This is a genomic window from Nonomuraea sp. NPDC050227 (genome assembly GCF_044459705.1).
GTDB lineage: Bacteria > Actinomycetota > Actinomycetes > Streptosporangiales > Streptosporangiaceae > Nonomuraea.
In genome coordinates this window covers 31,257-45,312 of record NZ_JBITJF010000016.1, presented here as the reverse complement: position 1 = coordinate 45,312, position 14,056 = coordinate 31,257, and the positions used below count along the sequence as shown (strand labels likewise).

At 70.8% G+C, this 14,056-nt stretch carries 15 protein-coding genes; 8 read left to right on the top strand and 7 right to left on the bottom strand.

Annotated features, from left to right (window positions below; all coding sequences use genetic code 11):
• Positions 1–90: 90 nt before the first annotated feature.
• From ACIBK9_RS44785 to ACIBK9_RS44775, 3 genes are all read right to left on the bottom strand, one after another.
• Positions 91–1,554 (bottom strand): NAD(P)H-hydrate dehydratase, encoded by a 1,464-nt coding sequence (locus ACIBK9_RS44785; RefSeq protein WP_397165081.1) that lies wholly within the window; start codon positions 1,552–1,554, stop codon positions 91–93.
• A gap of 102 nt (positions 1,555–1,656) precedes the next feature.
• The gene (locus tag ACIBK9_RS44780) at positions 1,657–2,007 is read right to left on the bottom strand and encodes a holo-ACP synthase (RefSeq protein ID WP_352318661.1); all 351 of its coding nucleotides are present in this window, start codon (positions 2,005–2,007) and stop codon (positions 1,657–1,659) included.
• A gap of 13 nt (positions 2,008–2,020) precedes the next feature.
• Entirely contained in the window at positions 2,021–3,424 is a 1,404-nt protein-coding gene (locus tag ACIBK9_RS44775; protein ID WP_397165079.1) for a PhoX family protein, read from the bottom strand.
• A 205-nt stretch (positions 3,425–3,629) separates the two neighbouring features.
• Here ACIBK9_RS44775 and coaA point away from each other — a divergent pair, with 205 nt between their 5' ends.
• Positions 3,630–4,532 (top strand): type I pantothenate kinase, encoded by a 903-nt coding sequence (gene coaA, locus ACIBK9_RS44770; protein WP_352362923.1) that lies wholly within the window; start codon positions 3,630–3,632, stop codon positions 4,530–4,532.
• On the opposite strand, the gene ACIBK9_RS44765 is transcribed toward coaA, so the two are convergent.
• Positions 4,504–4,638, bottom strand: coding sequence for a hypothetical protein (locus tag ACIBK9_RS44765; protein ID WP_352318657.1), 135 nt, complete (start codon positions 4,636–4,638; stop codon positions 4,504–4,506). The genes coaA and ACIBK9_RS44765 overlap by 29 nt on opposite strands.
• Positions 4,639–4,701: 63 nt before the next feature.
• Between ACIBK9_RS44765 and ACIBK9_RS44760 the strand changes: the two genes are divergently transcribed.
• The 5 genes from ACIBK9_RS44760 to ACIBK9_RS44740 are packed head-to-tail and all read left to right on the top strand — an operon-like array spanning position 4,702 to position 9,052.
• Positions 4,702–5,628 (top strand): DUF389 domain-containing protein, encoded by a 927-nt coding sequence (locus ACIBK9_RS44760; protein ID WP_397165077.1) that lies wholly within the window; start codon positions 4,702–4,704, stop codon positions 5,626–5,628.
• Positions 5,629–5,668: 40 nt separating this feature from the next.
• Positions 5,669–6,577, top strand: coding sequence for an ABC transporter ATP-binding protein (locus ACIBK9_RS44755; RefSeq protein WP_352362861.1), 909 nt, complete (start codon positions 5,669–5,671; stop codon positions 6,575–6,577).
• The gene (locus ACIBK9_RS44750; RefSeq protein WP_397165075.1) at positions 6,570–7,424 is read left to right on the top strand and encodes an ABC transporter permease; all 855 of its coding nucleotides are present in this window, start codon (positions 6,570–6,572) and stop codon (positions 7,422–7,424) included. The genes ACIBK9_RS44755 and ACIBK9_RS44750 overlap by 8 nt, the downstream gene beginning before the upstream one ends.
• Entirely contained in the window at positions 7,421–8,335 is a 915-nt protein-coding gene (locus tag ACIBK9_RS44745) for an ABC transporter ATP-binding protein (protein WP_352362865.1), read from the top strand. The genes ACIBK9_RS44750 and ACIBK9_RS44745 overlap by 4 nt, the downstream gene beginning before the upstream one ends.
• Positions 8,336–9,052 carry an ABC transporter permease subunit gene (locus tag ACIBK9_RS44740; RefSeq protein ID WP_397165073.1) on the top strand — a complete coding sequence of 239 codons (717 nt, stop codon included), beginning with the start codon at positions 8,336–8,338 and terminating at the stop codon, positions 9,050–9,052.
• Between the two features lie 43 nt (positions 9,053–9,095).
• Here the strand turns inward: ACIBK9_RS44740 and glmM are convergent, their stop codons facing one another.
• The 3 genes from glmM to rplM are packed head-to-tail and all read right to left on the bottom strand — an operon-like array spanning position 9,096 to position 11,438.
• Positions 9,096–10,445: a phosphoglucosamine mutase gene (gene glmM, locus ACIBK9_RS44735; protein WP_358282147.1), complete on the bottom strand. Its 1,350-nt coding sequence runs from the start codon at positions 10,443–10,445 to the stop codon at positions 9,096–9,098.
• A gap of 1 nt (position 10,446) precedes the next feature.
• Positions 10,447–10,968, bottom strand: coding sequence for a 30S ribosomal protein S9 (rpsI, locus tag ACIBK9_RS44730; RefSeq protein ID WP_125644639.1), 522 nt, complete (start codon positions 10,966–10,968; stop codon positions 10,447–10,449).
• A 26-nt stretch (positions 10,969–10,994) separates the two neighbouring features.
• On the bottom strand, positions 10,995–11,438 hold the full coding sequence (gene rplM / locus ACIBK9_RS44725) for a 50S ribosomal protein L13 (protein WP_352328322.1): 444 nt from the start codon (positions 11,436–11,438) through the stop codon (positions 10,995–10,997).
• 322 nt (positions 11,439–11,760) lie between these two features.
• Between rplM and ACIBK9_RS44720 the strand changes: the two genes are divergently transcribed.
• Positions 11,761–12,522 (top strand): CAP domain-containing protein, encoded by a 762-nt coding sequence (locus tag ACIBK9_RS44720; RefSeq protein WP_397165070.1) that lies wholly within the window; start codon positions 11,761–11,763, stop codon positions 12,520–12,522.
• Between the two features lie 54 nt (positions 12,523–12,576).
• A complete protein-coding gene (locus tag ACIBK9_RS44715; protein WP_397165069.1) occupies positions 12,577–13,689 on the top strand; it encodes a hypothetical protein in 1,113 nt (370 codons plus the stop codon).
• The last annotated feature ends 367 nt before the right edge of the window (positions 13,690–14,056 follow it).

Here is a 14,056-nt window from a genome sequence, read left to right as displayed (position 1 = left end):
ACATCTCTCCAGTGTGGCAGCTCAGACGGGTGGTCGAGCGCGGTTCGCGCCGCTCAGCGACGGCGTTCGCCGTGGACGGACCGGACGGCCTCAGGGACGGGATTCGCCGTGGACGGACCGGACGGCCTCAGGGACGGCCGCCGCCACCCCGGCCGCGGTGAGCGGGGCGCCGCGGGCGGCCAGCCGGCCGGCCAGCCCGTGCACGTACGCGCCGACCGAGCCCGCGTCGTAACAGCACAACCCCTGGGCCAGCAGCGCGCCCGCCACGCCCGAGAGCACGTCGCCGGTGCCTCCGGTGGCCAGCCACGACGTGCCGGTCTCGTTGACGCGGACCGGCCTGGCCTCCTCGGCCACCACCGTGGTCGAGCCCTTGAGCAGCACGGTCACGCCCAGCTCGGCCGCGGCCCGGCGGGCGTGCTCCAGCCGGGCGGCCTCGATGTCGTCGCGGCTCACGCCGATCAGCCGCGACAGTTCGCCCGCGTGCGGCGTGATCAGCACGGGCGCCCGCCTGCGCAGCAACGACCGGTCGCGGGCCACCAGGGTGAGCCCGTCGGCGTCGATCAGCACCGGGACGTCCGAGGCCAGCACGCGGGCGGCCAGCTCGTGCGCCCAGTCGCCGGTGCCGAGCCCCGGCCCGAGCAGCCACGCCTGGACGCGGCCCACGTCCTCGACGGACGGCCGGTCGAGCGGCGTGATCACCGCTTCCGGCCAGTGGGCGCGCACCTGCTGGACCGGCTCGTGGGTGCCCGCGTAGCGGACCAGGCCCGCGCCCGCCCGCAGCGCGCCGCCCACGGCCAGCACGGCCGCGCCGGTGTACAGGTCGCTGCCCGCGGCCACCCCGAGCACGCCCCTGCGGTATTTGTCGGACTCGTTGCCGGGCCTGGGCAGCAGGTCCTCCACGTCCGCGCGGGTCAGCGCCGCGACGTCGGGGTCGGGCAGGAAGGGGCCGAGCCCGATGTCGACCAGCTCGACCCGGCCCGTGTGCGCGGCGCCCGGATCGACCAGCAGCCCCGTCTTGCAGGCCCCCATCGTCACCGTCACCCGCGCCCGCACCGCCGCGCCCGCGACCCGCCCGGTGCTCGCCTCGACGCCGCTCGGCACGTCGACCGCGACGATCGTGCCGTGGGCCGCGTTCGCCTCCTCGGCCAGCCGGGCGTACGGCTCGCGCAGCGCGCCCGCGGCCCCGATGCCCACCAGCCCGTCCACGATCAGGTCGGCGTCCTGGACCTCCTGGACCGCTGACGGGCCGGCCACGCGGCCTCCGGCGTCCAGGAAGGCGCGCAGGCCGCCCTCGTGCGTCTTCGCGCCGGCCAGGACCGCCTCGACCCGGGCTCCCCGGCGGGCCAGGCGCTCGCCGGCGTAGAGGGCGTCGCCGCCGTTGTCGCCGCTGCCGACCAGCAGCACGACGCGGGCGCCGTACACCCGGCCCAGCAGGTCGGCGCAGGCGGCGGCGAGACCGTGGGCGGCCCGCTGCATGAGGGCGCCCTCGGGCAGGCGCGCCATCAGCGTGCGCTCGGCGTCCCGGATCTGGTCGGCGGTGTAGGCGGTATTCATGGCCTCACTCCGTTCGGCTGCTCGGTCGCCATATGCCGCCGCCTTCCCCCGCTCCGGTCGCTGCTCCACGCGAGGGCACTCCCTGGCGCGCATGATCCGAAACTATCCCTCCGCGATCACATAGGCCACGGCGACGCCCCCGTCATGGCTGAGCGACAGGTGCCAGCGCTTGACCCCGAGGCCGTAGGCCACCTCGGCGACCTTGCCCGACACGTGCAGCTCGGGCTTGCCCAGCTCGTCGCAGCGCACCTCGGCCTCCAGGTGCCCGAGCCCCCTGGGCGCGCCGAGCGCCTTGGCCACGGCCTCCTTGGCGGCGAACCTGGCGGCCAGCGAGTGCGCCGGCAGCGGCCGTTCGAGGTCGGTGAACAGCCGCTCGCGCAGCTGCGGGGTACGTTCGAGAGCCGCCTCGAAGCGGGCGATGTCGACGATGTCCACTCCGATACCCAGGATCATCGTCCCAGGCTACTCAGAACAGGCCGCGCTCCCACGGCCCCCAGATGGCGAACGACCGCCCCTGGACGGCCTGGACGTTGACGTAGAGCGTCTGGCCGCCCGGCCCGAACGTCGAGCCGGCGAACTCGGCGCCCGGATCGCCGGGGATCGGCTGCAGGCGGCAGAAGTCGAAGATCTCGCCCGTCCTGGTGAGGCCGCGCAGGAAGTTGTCGCCGTCGCCGTCCTCGCAGAGCACCAGCGTGCCGCGCCGGCTGACGGTCACGTTGTCGGGCAGGTCGAGCGCCGACGAGCGCGGCGACTCGTAGACCAGCCGCAGCCGCCCGCTCCACGTCTCGTACGCCCACACCTGGCCCCGCCCGTCGCCGAAGCCGGGAGGCGGCCGGTCGCCCGGCGCGGTGGCCCCGCCCTGGGTGGAGACGAAGTACACCACACCCTGGTGGAAGACCGCGCCCTCCAGCCTGGCGAAGATCGCCGCGCCGCCCGCGCGCCCCTGCCGGCCGACCGCCTGGACGGCCTCCTCGTACGGCGGCCTGCCGGTGAAGCGGGGGTCGGGCTCGTCGATGTCCACCCAGCGCGTGGCGTAGGAGGCCCCCGCCCGCTGCCCGCGCGACAGGTCGGCGCGCTCGACGCCGTCGACGGCGAGCATCTGCAGCCGGCCGCCGTCGAGCAGCCGGCCCTCCCGCATCGGGTGCTTGGGCGGCAGGTAGCGGTAGAAGCCGGAGGGGAAGGAGAAGTTGTCCTCGGTGAGGTAGACGGCTCCGGCGGCGGGGTCGAAGGCGGCCGACTCGTGCGGGAAGCGGCCGGCCGACCTGATCGGGCGCGCGCTCGCGACCCCGCCGGCCGGCACCTCGAACAGGTAGCCGTGCCTGCGCTTGAGCTTGGTGTTGTCGCTCCCGGACGGGTCGTCGCCCACGTCGGGGCCGTTGACCGTCTCCTCGCAGCTCACCCAGGCCCGCCAGGGCATCGGGCCGCCGGAGCAGTTGGTCATGGTGCCGTTGAGCGAGGGGCCGCTGCTGAGCACCTCGCCGTGGCGGGTGACGTGCAGGGTCGAGGTGCCGCCGCCGGCCGCCGGGTCGTAGGCGGTCTCCTTGTCGCCGAACGCGCCGACCGGGCCGGTGACCTCGTGGTTGCGCACGAGGATCGTGCTGCCTTTGGGGCCGCTGAAGGCCGCCATGCCGTCGTGCCGGCCAGGGACGGTGGAGCCGTCGGTGAACTTCTCGCCCGCGGCGCTGAACGAGCGGTACCGGAAACCGTCGGGAAGGTGCAGGCGCACCTTGCCGTCACGCAGGTCGGCGACCGGTCGCAGCGGCCCGTAGCCGACGGCGGGCCGGACGCCGCCCCTGGCCCCGGCGCAGGCGACCCCGGTGAAGGGCCCGGCCACGGCCAGCACGTTGGCGAGGAAGCGACGGCGATCCACAAGACCTCCCGGGAGGCTACGTCCGGAACAGTAGCCGCCCGCCGGTTCCGGCACGCCCGGATCGTCAGGACCGGTCTTTCTTCCCGGAATCATGCTTTGGTAATCCCACGTTTTTATCCACAGGCTGTGGATGTCCGCCGCGCGCCACCCGCCCATGATCGCATTTGTCCCCCATCGCTACGCTGCCTAGGTGAACAACGGCTACGTGGAACTGAGCAGGGAGCAGTGGAGCGAGCTCCGCAAGAACACGCCCTTGACTCTCACCGCAGACGAGCTGGAAGACCTGCGCGGCGTCGATGACCCCATCGACCTCACCGAGGTCACCGACATCTATCTCCCCCTGACCCGGCTGCTCAACCTGCACTTCACCGGGTCCAAGCAGCGCAGCAGCGTGCTGAGCGCCTTCCTCGGCGACGCGGGGACGCGCGTGCCGTACATCCTGGGCATCGCCGGGAGCGTCGCGGTCGGCAAGTCGACCACGGCGCGGCTGCTGCACACCCTGCTGGCCCGCTGGCCCGAGCACCCGCACGTGGAGCTGATCACCACCGACAGCTTCCTCTACCCCAACGCGGTGCTGGAGGCCAAGGGCATCATGCAGCGCAAGGGCTTCCCGGAGAGCTACGACCGGCGCGCGCTGGTCAGGTTCGTGGCGGAGGTCAAGGCGGGCGCTCCCGAGGTGTACGCGCCGGTCTACAGCCATCTGGAGTACGACATCGTCCCCGGCGCCCGCCAGGTCGTGAAAAATCCAGACATCTTGATCATCGAGGGGCTGAACGTGCTCCAGCCCGCCCCTCCCACGTCCCTGGCCGTCAACGACTACTTCGACTTCTCCATCTACGTGGACGCCAAGGTCGAGGACATCCGCACCTGGTACGTCGAACGGTTCCACAAGCTGCGCCGCACGGCCTTCGAGGACCCGAAGTCCTACTTCAAGTACATCGCCGAGCTCACCTACGAGCAGGCCACGGACTTCGCGGTCAACGTCTGGCGCGACATCAACGAGCGCAACCTGGTCGAGAACATCGCCCCCACCAGGGGACGCGCCGACCTCGTCCTGCAGAAGGGCGCCGACCACGCGGTCAGGCGGGTACGGCTTCGCCGGACCTGAACACCTCGTCGAAGACATAGGCGGCGAACCGGCCCGCGCACTCCTGGTCGTCGATGTCGGCGAACCAGCAGTCCTCACCATGATCGTGGCATCTGAAGCGAGTCATGTGAGGCAGCCTCGCGTACGGCGGTCAACGCGACGTCAATGTCCGATGGACAACAATGGCGGAGTGCTGCATCTCCGACTGATCATCCCTGCCGACCGCACCGACGAGGCCGTCGCGCTGTTGCAGGAGTGCACGGGCGTCACCAACGTCATCGTGCTGCCCGGGGCGGCCCGCGAGCCGGCGGGCGACGTCGTCCTCTGCGACGCCGCCCGCGAGGCGGCCAACGAGGTGATCAGCCGGCTCAAGTGGGTGGAGGACATCGGCTCGATCGCCATCGAGCAGGTGGACCTGTCGTTGTCCCGGGCCGCCACGGCGGCGGTCGAGGAGGCGCCCGGCGATCCCGACGACGCGGTGGTGTGGGAGGAGCTGGCCCACAAGGTCTCCAGCGAGTCCCGCATCACCTGGGCCTACCTGGCCTTCCTGGCCATCGCGACGCAGCTCGCGGGCATCGGCGTGCTGCAGAACTCGCCCATCCTGATCGTCGGCGCGATGGTGCTCGGCCCGGAGTTCGGCGCGATCGCCGCGATCTGCTTCGGCCTGCTGGGCCGGCGCGGACGCCTGATCACCACCGCTCTGCGGACCCTGGTCATCGGCTTCACCGTCGCCATCGCCATCACCTTCGCCTGCGCGCTGGTCTCCAACTGGCTGGGCTGGATCGACATCGGCAACCTGAAGGTGAACGCGGAGGTGCAGTTCATCGTCAAGCCGGACAAGTGGTCATTCATCGTGGCGCTGCTGGCGGGGGCGGCGGGGGTCCTGTCGGTGACGGCGGGCAAGTCCTCGGCGCTGATCGGCGTGTTCATCTCGGTCACCACGGTCCCGGCGGCCGGCTACCTCGCCGTCGCGCTGGGACTCGGCGACTGGGCGGAGGTCGCGGGGTCGGTCTCGCAGCTCGCGGTGAACATCCTCGGCATGGTCATCTCGGGCACCGCCACGCTCGTGGTCCAGCGGAAATTCTGGCCTCAAGTAGGACAGCGTTCATCCGTGTGAACGAGGCCAGGCCCACCCCGCGCCCGGTAGGGTCCGCCACATGCACATCCTCGCCACCGAGGGGCTGACCAAACGTTTCCCCACCGTCACCGCGGTCGACGGGCTCACGGTGACCGTGGGATCCGGCGTCACCGGGCTGGTGGGGGCGAACGGCGCGGGCAAGTCGACACTGATCAAGATGCTGCTCGGCCTGCTGCCGCCCAGCCAGGGCGCCGCGCGGGTGCTCGACCTCGACGTGACCGCGCAGGGCGCCGAGATCCGCCGGCTCGTCGGCTACATGCCCGAGCACGAATGCCTCCCTCCCGACGTCTCCGCGACCGAGCTGGTCGTCCACCTCGCCAGGATCTCCGGGCTGCCGCGCACGGCCGCCCGCGAGCGCGCCGCCGACGTGCTGCGCCACGTGGGCCTGGCCGAAGAGCGCTACCGCCCGATCGGCGGCTACTCCACCGGCATGAAGCAGCGGGTCAAGCTGGCCCAGGCTCTCGTGCACGACCCCAAGCTCGTCTTCCTGGACGAGCCCACCAACGGGCTCGACCCGCGCGGCCGCGACGAGATGCTGACGCTGATCAGGCGCATCGGCACCGAGTTCGGCATCAGCGTGCTGGTCACCTCCCACCTGCTGGGCGAGCTGGAACGCATCTGCGATCACGTGATCGTCATCGACGGCGGCCGGCTGCTGCGCTCGTCGGCGATCTCGGAGTTCACCCAGGCCACCCAGACCGTCACGGTGGAGGTCGAGGACGGCCTGGAGCCCCTGGCCCGGCGCCTGACCGAGACCGGCCAGACCGTCTCCCAGCAGGGCCGCCTGCTGGTGGTCAAGGTGCTCGGGCCCGAGACCTACGACGCCGTCCGCGACGCCGCCGTCGACCTCGACCTGTGCCTGATCCGCCTCGAACAGGGACGCCACCGCATCGAGGACGTCTTCAGGGAGGAGGCGGCCAATGTCTGAGATCTACGACATCGGCTACCGGCACTACGACGGCCCCCGTATGGGCGGCGCGTACGCCACCCGCGCGCTCACCGTCCACAGCCTGCGCGGCGTCTTCGGCCTCGGCCGTCCGGCGCGCAGCAAGATCGTGCCGTTCGCGCTGGTCGTCATCATGCTGCTGCCCATGGTGGTGTCGATCGCGTTCATGGCGCTGGCCAAGCAGCGCGGCATCCCCTACAGCGGGTTCGCCGTCGTCATGCAGGCCGTGGTGGCCATCTTCCTGGCCTCCCAGGCCCCCACGGTCGTCGCCCCCGACCTGCGCCACCGCGTGCTGCCCCTGTACCTGTCGCGGCCGATCTCGGTCTTCCAGTACGTGACCGCCAAGGTGATCGCGATGACCGCCGCGCTGTTCCTGCTGGTCGGCGGGCCCCTGACGCTGCTGTGGATCGGCGAGCTGGTCGTGGACATGCCGGGGCCGCCCGCCACCGGCGAGTACTTCGGCGCGCTGCTCATGGCGCTGGTGCTGGCGCTGCTGCTGTCGGCGTTCGGCCTGGCCCTCGCCTCGTTCACGCCGCGGCGCGGGCTGGGGGTGGCCTCGGTGATCACGGTCTACCTGCTGTCCTCGGCGTCGGTGCCGCTGCTCTACGGCACGATGCTCAACACCGGGAACGAGTCGGGGGCCGCCTGGGCCTGGTTGATGAACCCGTTCTGGCTGGTCGACTCGGTGCAGTCGTGGCTGTTCGGCACCCCGTCCCACGCCGACGGCCCGTACCCGAGCGGTCCCGCCTCGGCGGCGATCCTGGTGGTGCTGATCGGCGTCGGCCTGGCCGCTCTCGCGCTGCGCTACAGGAAGGCGGCCTCGCGATGAAGATCGAGCTCTCCCAGGTGTCCCGCTGGTACGGCAACGTGGTGGCGGTCAACGACGTGACCATGACGATCGGCCCCGGCGTCACCGGCCTGCTCGGGCCCAACGGCGCGGGCAAGTCGACGTTGCTGCACATGATGGCCGGGTTCCTGGCGCCGTCCGGCGGCTCGGTCACGCTGGACGGCACCCAGGTCTGGAAGAACCACCACATCTACCGAAATATCGGCCTGGTCCCGGAACGCGAGGGTGTGTACGGCTTCCTCACCGGCTGGCAGTTCGTCCTGTCCGCCGCCCGCCTGCACGGCCTCCCCGACCCCGTCGAGGCCGCCCGCAAGGCCCTGGCCACGGTCGAGATGGAGGAGCCGAAGGACCGCCGGGTGGAGACGTACTCCAAGGGCATGCGCCAGCGGGTCAAGGTGGCCGCCGCCCTCGTCCACGACCCGGCCGTGCTGCTGCTCGACGAGCCGTTCAACGGCATGGACCCGCGCCAGCGCCTCCACCTGATGGACCTCATCCGCGCCATGGGCACCGCCGGCAAGACGATCCTGTTCAGCTCGCACATCCTGGAGGAGGTCGAGCGGGTCGCCCAGCACATCGAGGTCCTGGTGTCCGGCCGGCACGCCGCCTCGGGCAACTTCCGCGAGATCAGGCGCCTGATGACCGACAGGCCCCACCTGTTCGTCATCCGGTCCAGCGACGACAGGAAGCTAGCCGCGGCCCTGATCCGCGACGAGTCGGCCGGCGGCATCACGCTCCGCCCGGACGGCCTGGAGGTCCAGGCGACCGAGTTGCGGCGCTTCGCCCGGCTGCTCCCCCGCGTCGCCCGCGACGAGGGTGTGCGCCTGCACCAGGTCTCCCCCGCCGACGAGGACCTGGAGAGCGTCTTCGCCTACCTGATCAACAGGAGCACCTGAATGAACACCGTGGTCGCGGGCATCACGTACCGCTCACTGCTCGGGCGTCGCCGCATCATCCTGCTCCTGCTGCTCCCGCTGGCCCTGATCGCCCTGGCCGTGCTGCTGCGCGTGGCGACCGGCGCCGACCAGAAGCTGGCCGTGGACCTGATGAAGGACTTCGCCATCAAGGCGATGCTGCCGCTGCTGGGGGTCATCGCGGGCACCGGCGTCATCGCGCCGGAGATCGACGACGGCACCGTCATCCACCTGATGTCCAAGCCCATCTCCAGGCCCGTGATCGCCCTGACCAAGTTCGGGGTGGCGGCCTCGCTCATGGCCGTGTTCGGGGCCCTGCCGACGTACGTGGCGGCCTGGATCCTGGTGGGCGGCGAGGACGGCATCGCGGCCGGCTTCGCCCTCGGCGCCCTGATCGCCGGCATCGCCTACGCCGCGCTCTTCCTGCTCCTCGGGGTCGTGACCAAGCACGCGGTCACGATCGGCGTCATCTACGCCCTCGTCTGGGAGGTCACCGTGGTCAGCTTCATCGAGGGGGCGCGCAAGTTCTCCATCCAGGAGTGGGCCAGGGCCATCGCCGACCAGATCTCCGACTCGCCGTTCCTGCAGTCGAACGTCACGATGGGCTTCGCCGTGCCGGCGCTGGTCGTCGTGACCGTGGGCGCGGTCTTCTGGGCCGGACGCAGGCTGCGGGCGTTCGCCCTCACCGGCGACGAGTAGCGGCCCGGCGGGTACGGCACGAGGCCGTACCCGCCCAGGCGCGTCAGGAGGCGCAGGCCGTACGGACCACGTCGGCCAGGCGGCCCGCCACCTGGTTGGCGTGCTCCTCGGAGGCGGCCTCCACCATCACCCGGATCATCGGCTCGGTGCCGCTCGGCCGGATCAGCACCCGGCCGGTCTCCCCCAGCTCCGCCTCGGCCTCGGCCACGGCGGCGATGAGTTCGGGCACCGACGCCTTGCCCTTGTCGACGTCCTTGACGTTGATCAGGATCTGCGGCAGCGGGGTCATCACCGAGGCCAGCTCCTTCAGCGGGACGCCCGACTTGGCCACCACGCCCAGCAGGTGGAGCGAGGTGAGCAGGCCGTCGCCCGTGGTGGCGTGGTCGAGCATGATGACGTGACCGGACTGCTCGCCGCCCAGGTTGAACCCGTCGGACTTCATGCGTTCGAGGACGTAACGGTCGCCGACCGCGGTCTCGATCACGGTGATGCCGCTCTCGCGCATCGCCAGCTTGAAGCCCAGGTTGGACATGACGGTCGCGACCACGGTGTCCTTGGACAGCAGGCCGTCGCCGTGCATGGCGGCGGCGAGCACCGCCATGATCTGGTCGCCGTCGACGACCGTGCCGGTGTGGTCGACCGCCAGGCAGCGGTCGGCGTCGCCGTCGTAGGCCACGCCCAGATCGGCGCCCCTGGACACGACTATCTGCTGGAGCTTGTCCAGGTGGGTGGAGCCGTGCCCGGCGTTGATGTTGAGCCCGTCGGGTCTGGCTCCGATGGCCTCGACCCGGGCGCCCGCCCGCACCAGCGCCTCGGGCGCGACCATGTGGGCGGCGCCGTGCGCGCAGTCGACCACGACGTGCAGGCCGTCGAGCGCGGCGGTCATCGTGGTCAGGACGTGCGAGATGTAGCGGTCGGCCTCGCCGTACGCGTCGCGCACGCGGCCGACCCCCGAACCGACGGGGAAGGACCAGCTCTCACCGAGCCGTCGCTCGATCTCGTCCTCGACCGCGTCGGACAGCTTGAAGCCGCCCCTGGCCAGGAACTTGATGCCGTTGTCCGGCGCCGCGTTGTGCGAGGCGGACAGCATGACGCCGAGGTCGGCGCCGAGCGCGGCGGTGAGATGGGCGACGGCCGGGGTGGGCAGCACGCCGAGGCGCAGCACATCCACTCCGGACGCCGCGAGGCCGGCGACCACTGCGGCCTCCAGGAACTCCCCGGAGGCTCGCGGGTCCCGGCCCACGACGGCCACGGGACGACGTCCCGTGGCCGCGAACGCGCCCGCATCACCGAGTACATGGGCGGCCGCCACGGACAGGTCCATGGCGAGCTCGGCCGTGAGGTCGCGACCAGCGACCCCACGTACCCCGTCGGTGCCGAAAAGGCGCGCCAATTTAGCGCTTGCTGTACTGCGGAGCCTTGCGGGCCTTCTTGAGGCCGTACTTCTTCCGCTCCGTGGCGCGGGCGTCACGGGTGAGGAAGCCGGCCTTCTTCAGCGGCGGGCGGTTGACGTCGACGTCCAGGATCGCCAGGGCGCGGGACAGGCCCATGCGCAGCGCGCCGGCCTGGCCGGTGACGCCGCCGCCGTCGATGCGCGCGATGACGTCGAACGCCTCTTCGGCGCCGAGGACCACGAAGGGCTCGTTGACGATCTGCTGGTGGACCTTGTTCGGGAAGTAGACGTCCAGCGAACGACCGTTGATCGTCCACTTGCCGGTGCCGGGGACGATGCGCACGCGGGCGATCGCCTCCTTGCGGCGACCGGTGCCGTACGAGTTACCCGTGGTGACGGGCTTGCGCACGGGCGCGTCAGCGCTGGCAGCGGACTCGGTGGTGTACTCGGACGGGAAGTCCTCGCCGGAGAATTCCTCCAGCTCGGTCTCGACGACCGTCTCGACACCGGTGGGCTCAGCCACGGTTCTCCTCTAACTCTTTCGAACTACTACTGGGCGATCTGGGTGATCTGGAACTGCACCGGCTGCTGGGCCTGGTGCGGGTGGTCGGAACCCGCGTAGACCTTCAGCTTCTTGGCCATCTTCCGGCCGAGGGAGTTCTTCGGCAGCATGCCCTTGACGGCCTTCTCGACGGCCTTCTCCGGCCGCTTGTCCATGAGCTCGCCATAGGTGACGGAACGCAGACCGCCCGGGTAGCCCGAGTGACGGTACGCCTTCTTCTGCTCACGCTTGTTACCGCTCAGCGCAATCTTGTCGGCGTTGATGACGATGACGAAGTCACCGGTGTCGACGTGGTTGGCGAAGATCGGCTTGTGCTTGCCGCGGAGCAGGTTCGCGACGTGGCTGGCCAGCCGGCCCAGCACGACATCGGTCGCGTCGATGACGTACCACTGACGCTGGACGTCGGCGGGCTTCGGTGAGTACGTGCGCACGGTCGTAGCCTTCTTTTGCTCGCGTCTTCGGCGCTGTCGGATGCGACAGCTACATGGGTCGGTCGGTGCGGGCACACGGCAGCCCGGACCTTCCGTCTCCCGAGCCCGATGGGCTTGACGATGGGAGATGACGCCGGACGCGCCGCGCATCGGTCACGCTGGACCTATGCACACAACGAACGATTAGGTTACCCGCCTATCGGCGCGCAGGTCAAAAGACCGGTAACCCTGCACGAGTCTACCTGACAGCAGAACGGTTCCATTTCGTTTCCCTGGGATCCCTTCTTTCCCAGTACCCGACATCTCTATCGTTAGCTGCGGTATGTGGCGGAACTCTCACACCCGGCAAACCCAGCGGGGCGCGCGGCGCCGGAACAGCCTGGGCGTGCTGGCCTGCCTGATGGCCGCGCTGTTCACCGGCGTGCTGCTCGGCCGGCTGTCCGACGACGTCGAGCCCACCGCCCACATCTACCTCAACGAGACCGCCCCGCCGGCCGCGGCCACCGCGCGTCCCGCGCCCACCGCCGGACAGAAGGCCCGGCCCGAGCTGGACCGCATCCCGCGACAGGCCAGCACGGTCAGGACGCCGCGCGGCAGGTCCACCCCGAGGCACACGAAGACCCCCGAAGGGCAGATCGCCGGCTTCGACGCCGCGGACGACCCCACCCAGGTGTTCACCGGCGGCGGCGACCAGGCCAAGGTGATCCCCGGCATGGCCGCCCGGGTCGTCACGCTCACCAACGCCGCCCGCGCCGAGCACGGCTGCGGGCCGCTGCGGGTGGACGGCAGGCTGGGACGCTCGGCGCGCGAGCACTCGCTGGAGATGGCGCGCACCGGGCAGCTCGCCCACAACTCCCCCGACGGCGCCTCCCCCTGGGACCGCATGGACCGCGCCGGCTACCACTGGGGCGCCGCCGAGAACATCGGCAACGGCTACAGCACGCCCGAGCAGGCCGTACGCGGCTGGCTGGACAGCCGCGACCACCGCAGGAACATCCTGGACTGCACCCTCAAGGCCATCGGCGTCGGCGTCGCCGCCGGACCGGACGGCCCATGGTGGACCCAGGACTTCGGAACTCAATGACGAACATCACGGTAATGTCTCCGCATGGTTTCCAACGGCAATGAGGAACGTGGCATGGACAGCGGTCCCCGCCGTTTGCGCAGGGAGCGCGCCGCCGAGAGCGAGACCACTCAGCAGTCTCCGTTCCCGCCGCCGCCGTCCTCGCAGGCTCCGTCCTCGCAGTCCCCTTTCCCTGGGCCTTCGCAGCCGCCGCAGTCCGCCCGCACCGGCCAGTTCCTGCCGCCCGAGCAGCCCGGCCAGCCGGGGCCGTTCGGTCAGTCCGGATCGTTCGGCCAGTCCGGGTCGTTCGGCCAGTCGGGGTCGTTCGGTCAGCCGCCGTATTCGTCGCAGTCCGAGCAGTCGGCGCAGTCGGGACAGCCGGGACAGGCGGGCCAGTCAGGGCAGGCGGCGGAGTCCGAGCAGCCGCCGCAGCCACAGCAGAGCCGGGTCGGCTGGAGCCCCTACGACGAGGGCCGGCGCTCGCGCGCCCCGCTGTACTTCGCGATCGGCGGCGTCCTGCTGCTGGGCCTGCTCGGCGGCGGACTGGCGCTGATGTGGAACGCGGACGGCCCCAGCACCGCCGAGGCCGGCGCCCCCACCAGGACCTCCGCGCCGCTCCCCTCTGCCCCGCCCGGCAAGTACGGCTTCGCCGCCGAGCGCAAGACCGACCCCGACCCGATCACGGTCAAGGAGATCTTCGGCTCGACCAAGAAGATCAACGTCTCGGGCCGCTCGTACGAGATGACGGTCACCAGCAAGGACAAGAAGTGCACCGACGGCGCCCTGGGCGACAAGCTCCAGAAGGCACTCAAGTCGGGCAAGTGCACCCAGCTCCTCCGGGCCAGCTTCCGCGACAAGTCCGGCAAGGTGATCGGCACGATCGGCGTGGCCAACCTCAAGACGAGCGGCACCGCCAGCAAGGTGGCCAAGGTCGGCGACGCGAGCAACTACGTCAAGCCGCTGGCCGGCAAGGACAGCGTCACCAAGATGCTCGGCTCGGGCAGCGGCGGCGCCAAGATCTCGGCCCACGGCCACTACGCGATCATGGTGTGGTTCCAGAACAAGGACGGCAGCAAGCCGGACAAGAAGGAATCGAAGCGCATCCTCGAAGCCATCAAGGACCTCAGCGACGCGACCGTCTTCAAGGCTCTGGACAACCGTTCGATGACGGGGAGCGCGCTCAGCTGAACCGGCATCTCACCCGATAACCCCCCAAAGAGGGCAGCGGATCCCGTGGGGAACCCCCATACCGACATAACGATCTCGCTACTCTCGCTAGGCTCGCCTCATGCGTGGCCAGGAACCCGGGTCTGAGCACGATCGCAGGGAAGCCGACCGTACGACCGCATCACCGATGCCACCGCCGAGTTTCGGCCGCATCGGCAGCGGCGTCCCGTCGGCGTTCTCTCCGTCAGGTGAGCCGACCGGCGACGAGACGCGGGTTCCAGGTGGCACTCCACCGGAGCCCGAGGAGACGTCCACCGGCGTACAGCCGTGGGAGGTGGCCGACGACGACTCGGCCCCCTACGACTGGTTCGCCGACGACGCCCCCGAC

Coding starts and splice junctions, on each gene's coding strand:
- ACIBK9_RS44745 (WP_352362865.1), top strand. CDS start 7,421: ATGAAGATCGAGCTCTCCCAGGTGTCCCGCTGGTACGGCAACGTGGTG.
- ACIBK9_RS44765 (WP_352318657.1), bottom strand. CDS start 4,638: ATGACTCGCTTCAGATGCCACGATCATGGTGAGGACTGCTGGTTCGCC.
- ACIBK9_RS44715 (WP_397165069.1), top strand. CDS start 12,577: ATGGACAGCGGTCCCCGCCGTTTGCGCAGGGAGCGCGCCGCCGAGAGC.
- ACIBK9_RS44750 (WP_397165075.1), top strand. CDS start 6,570: ATGTCTGAGATCTACGACATCGGCTACCGGCACTACGACGGCCCCCGT.
- ACIBK9_RS44755 (WP_352362861.1), top strand. CDS start 5,669: ATGCACATCCTCGCCACCGAGGGGCTGACCAAACGTTTCCCCACCGTC.
- ACIBK9_RS44785 (WP_397165081.1), bottom strand. CDS start 1,554: ATGAATACCGCCTACACCGCCGACCAGATCCGGGACGCCGAGCGCACG.
- ACIBK9_RS44740 (WP_397165073.1), top strand. CDS start 8,336: ATGAACACCGTGGTCGCGGGCATCACGTACCGCTCACTGCTCGGGCGT.
- ACIBK9_RS44780 (WP_352318661.1), bottom strand. CDS start 2,007: ATGATCCTGGGTATCGGAGTGGACATCGTCGACATCGCCCGCTTCGAG.
- ACIBK9_RS44720 (WP_397165070.1), top strand. CDS start 11,761: ATGTGGCGGAACTCTCACACCCGGCAAACCCAGCGGGGCGCGCGGCGC.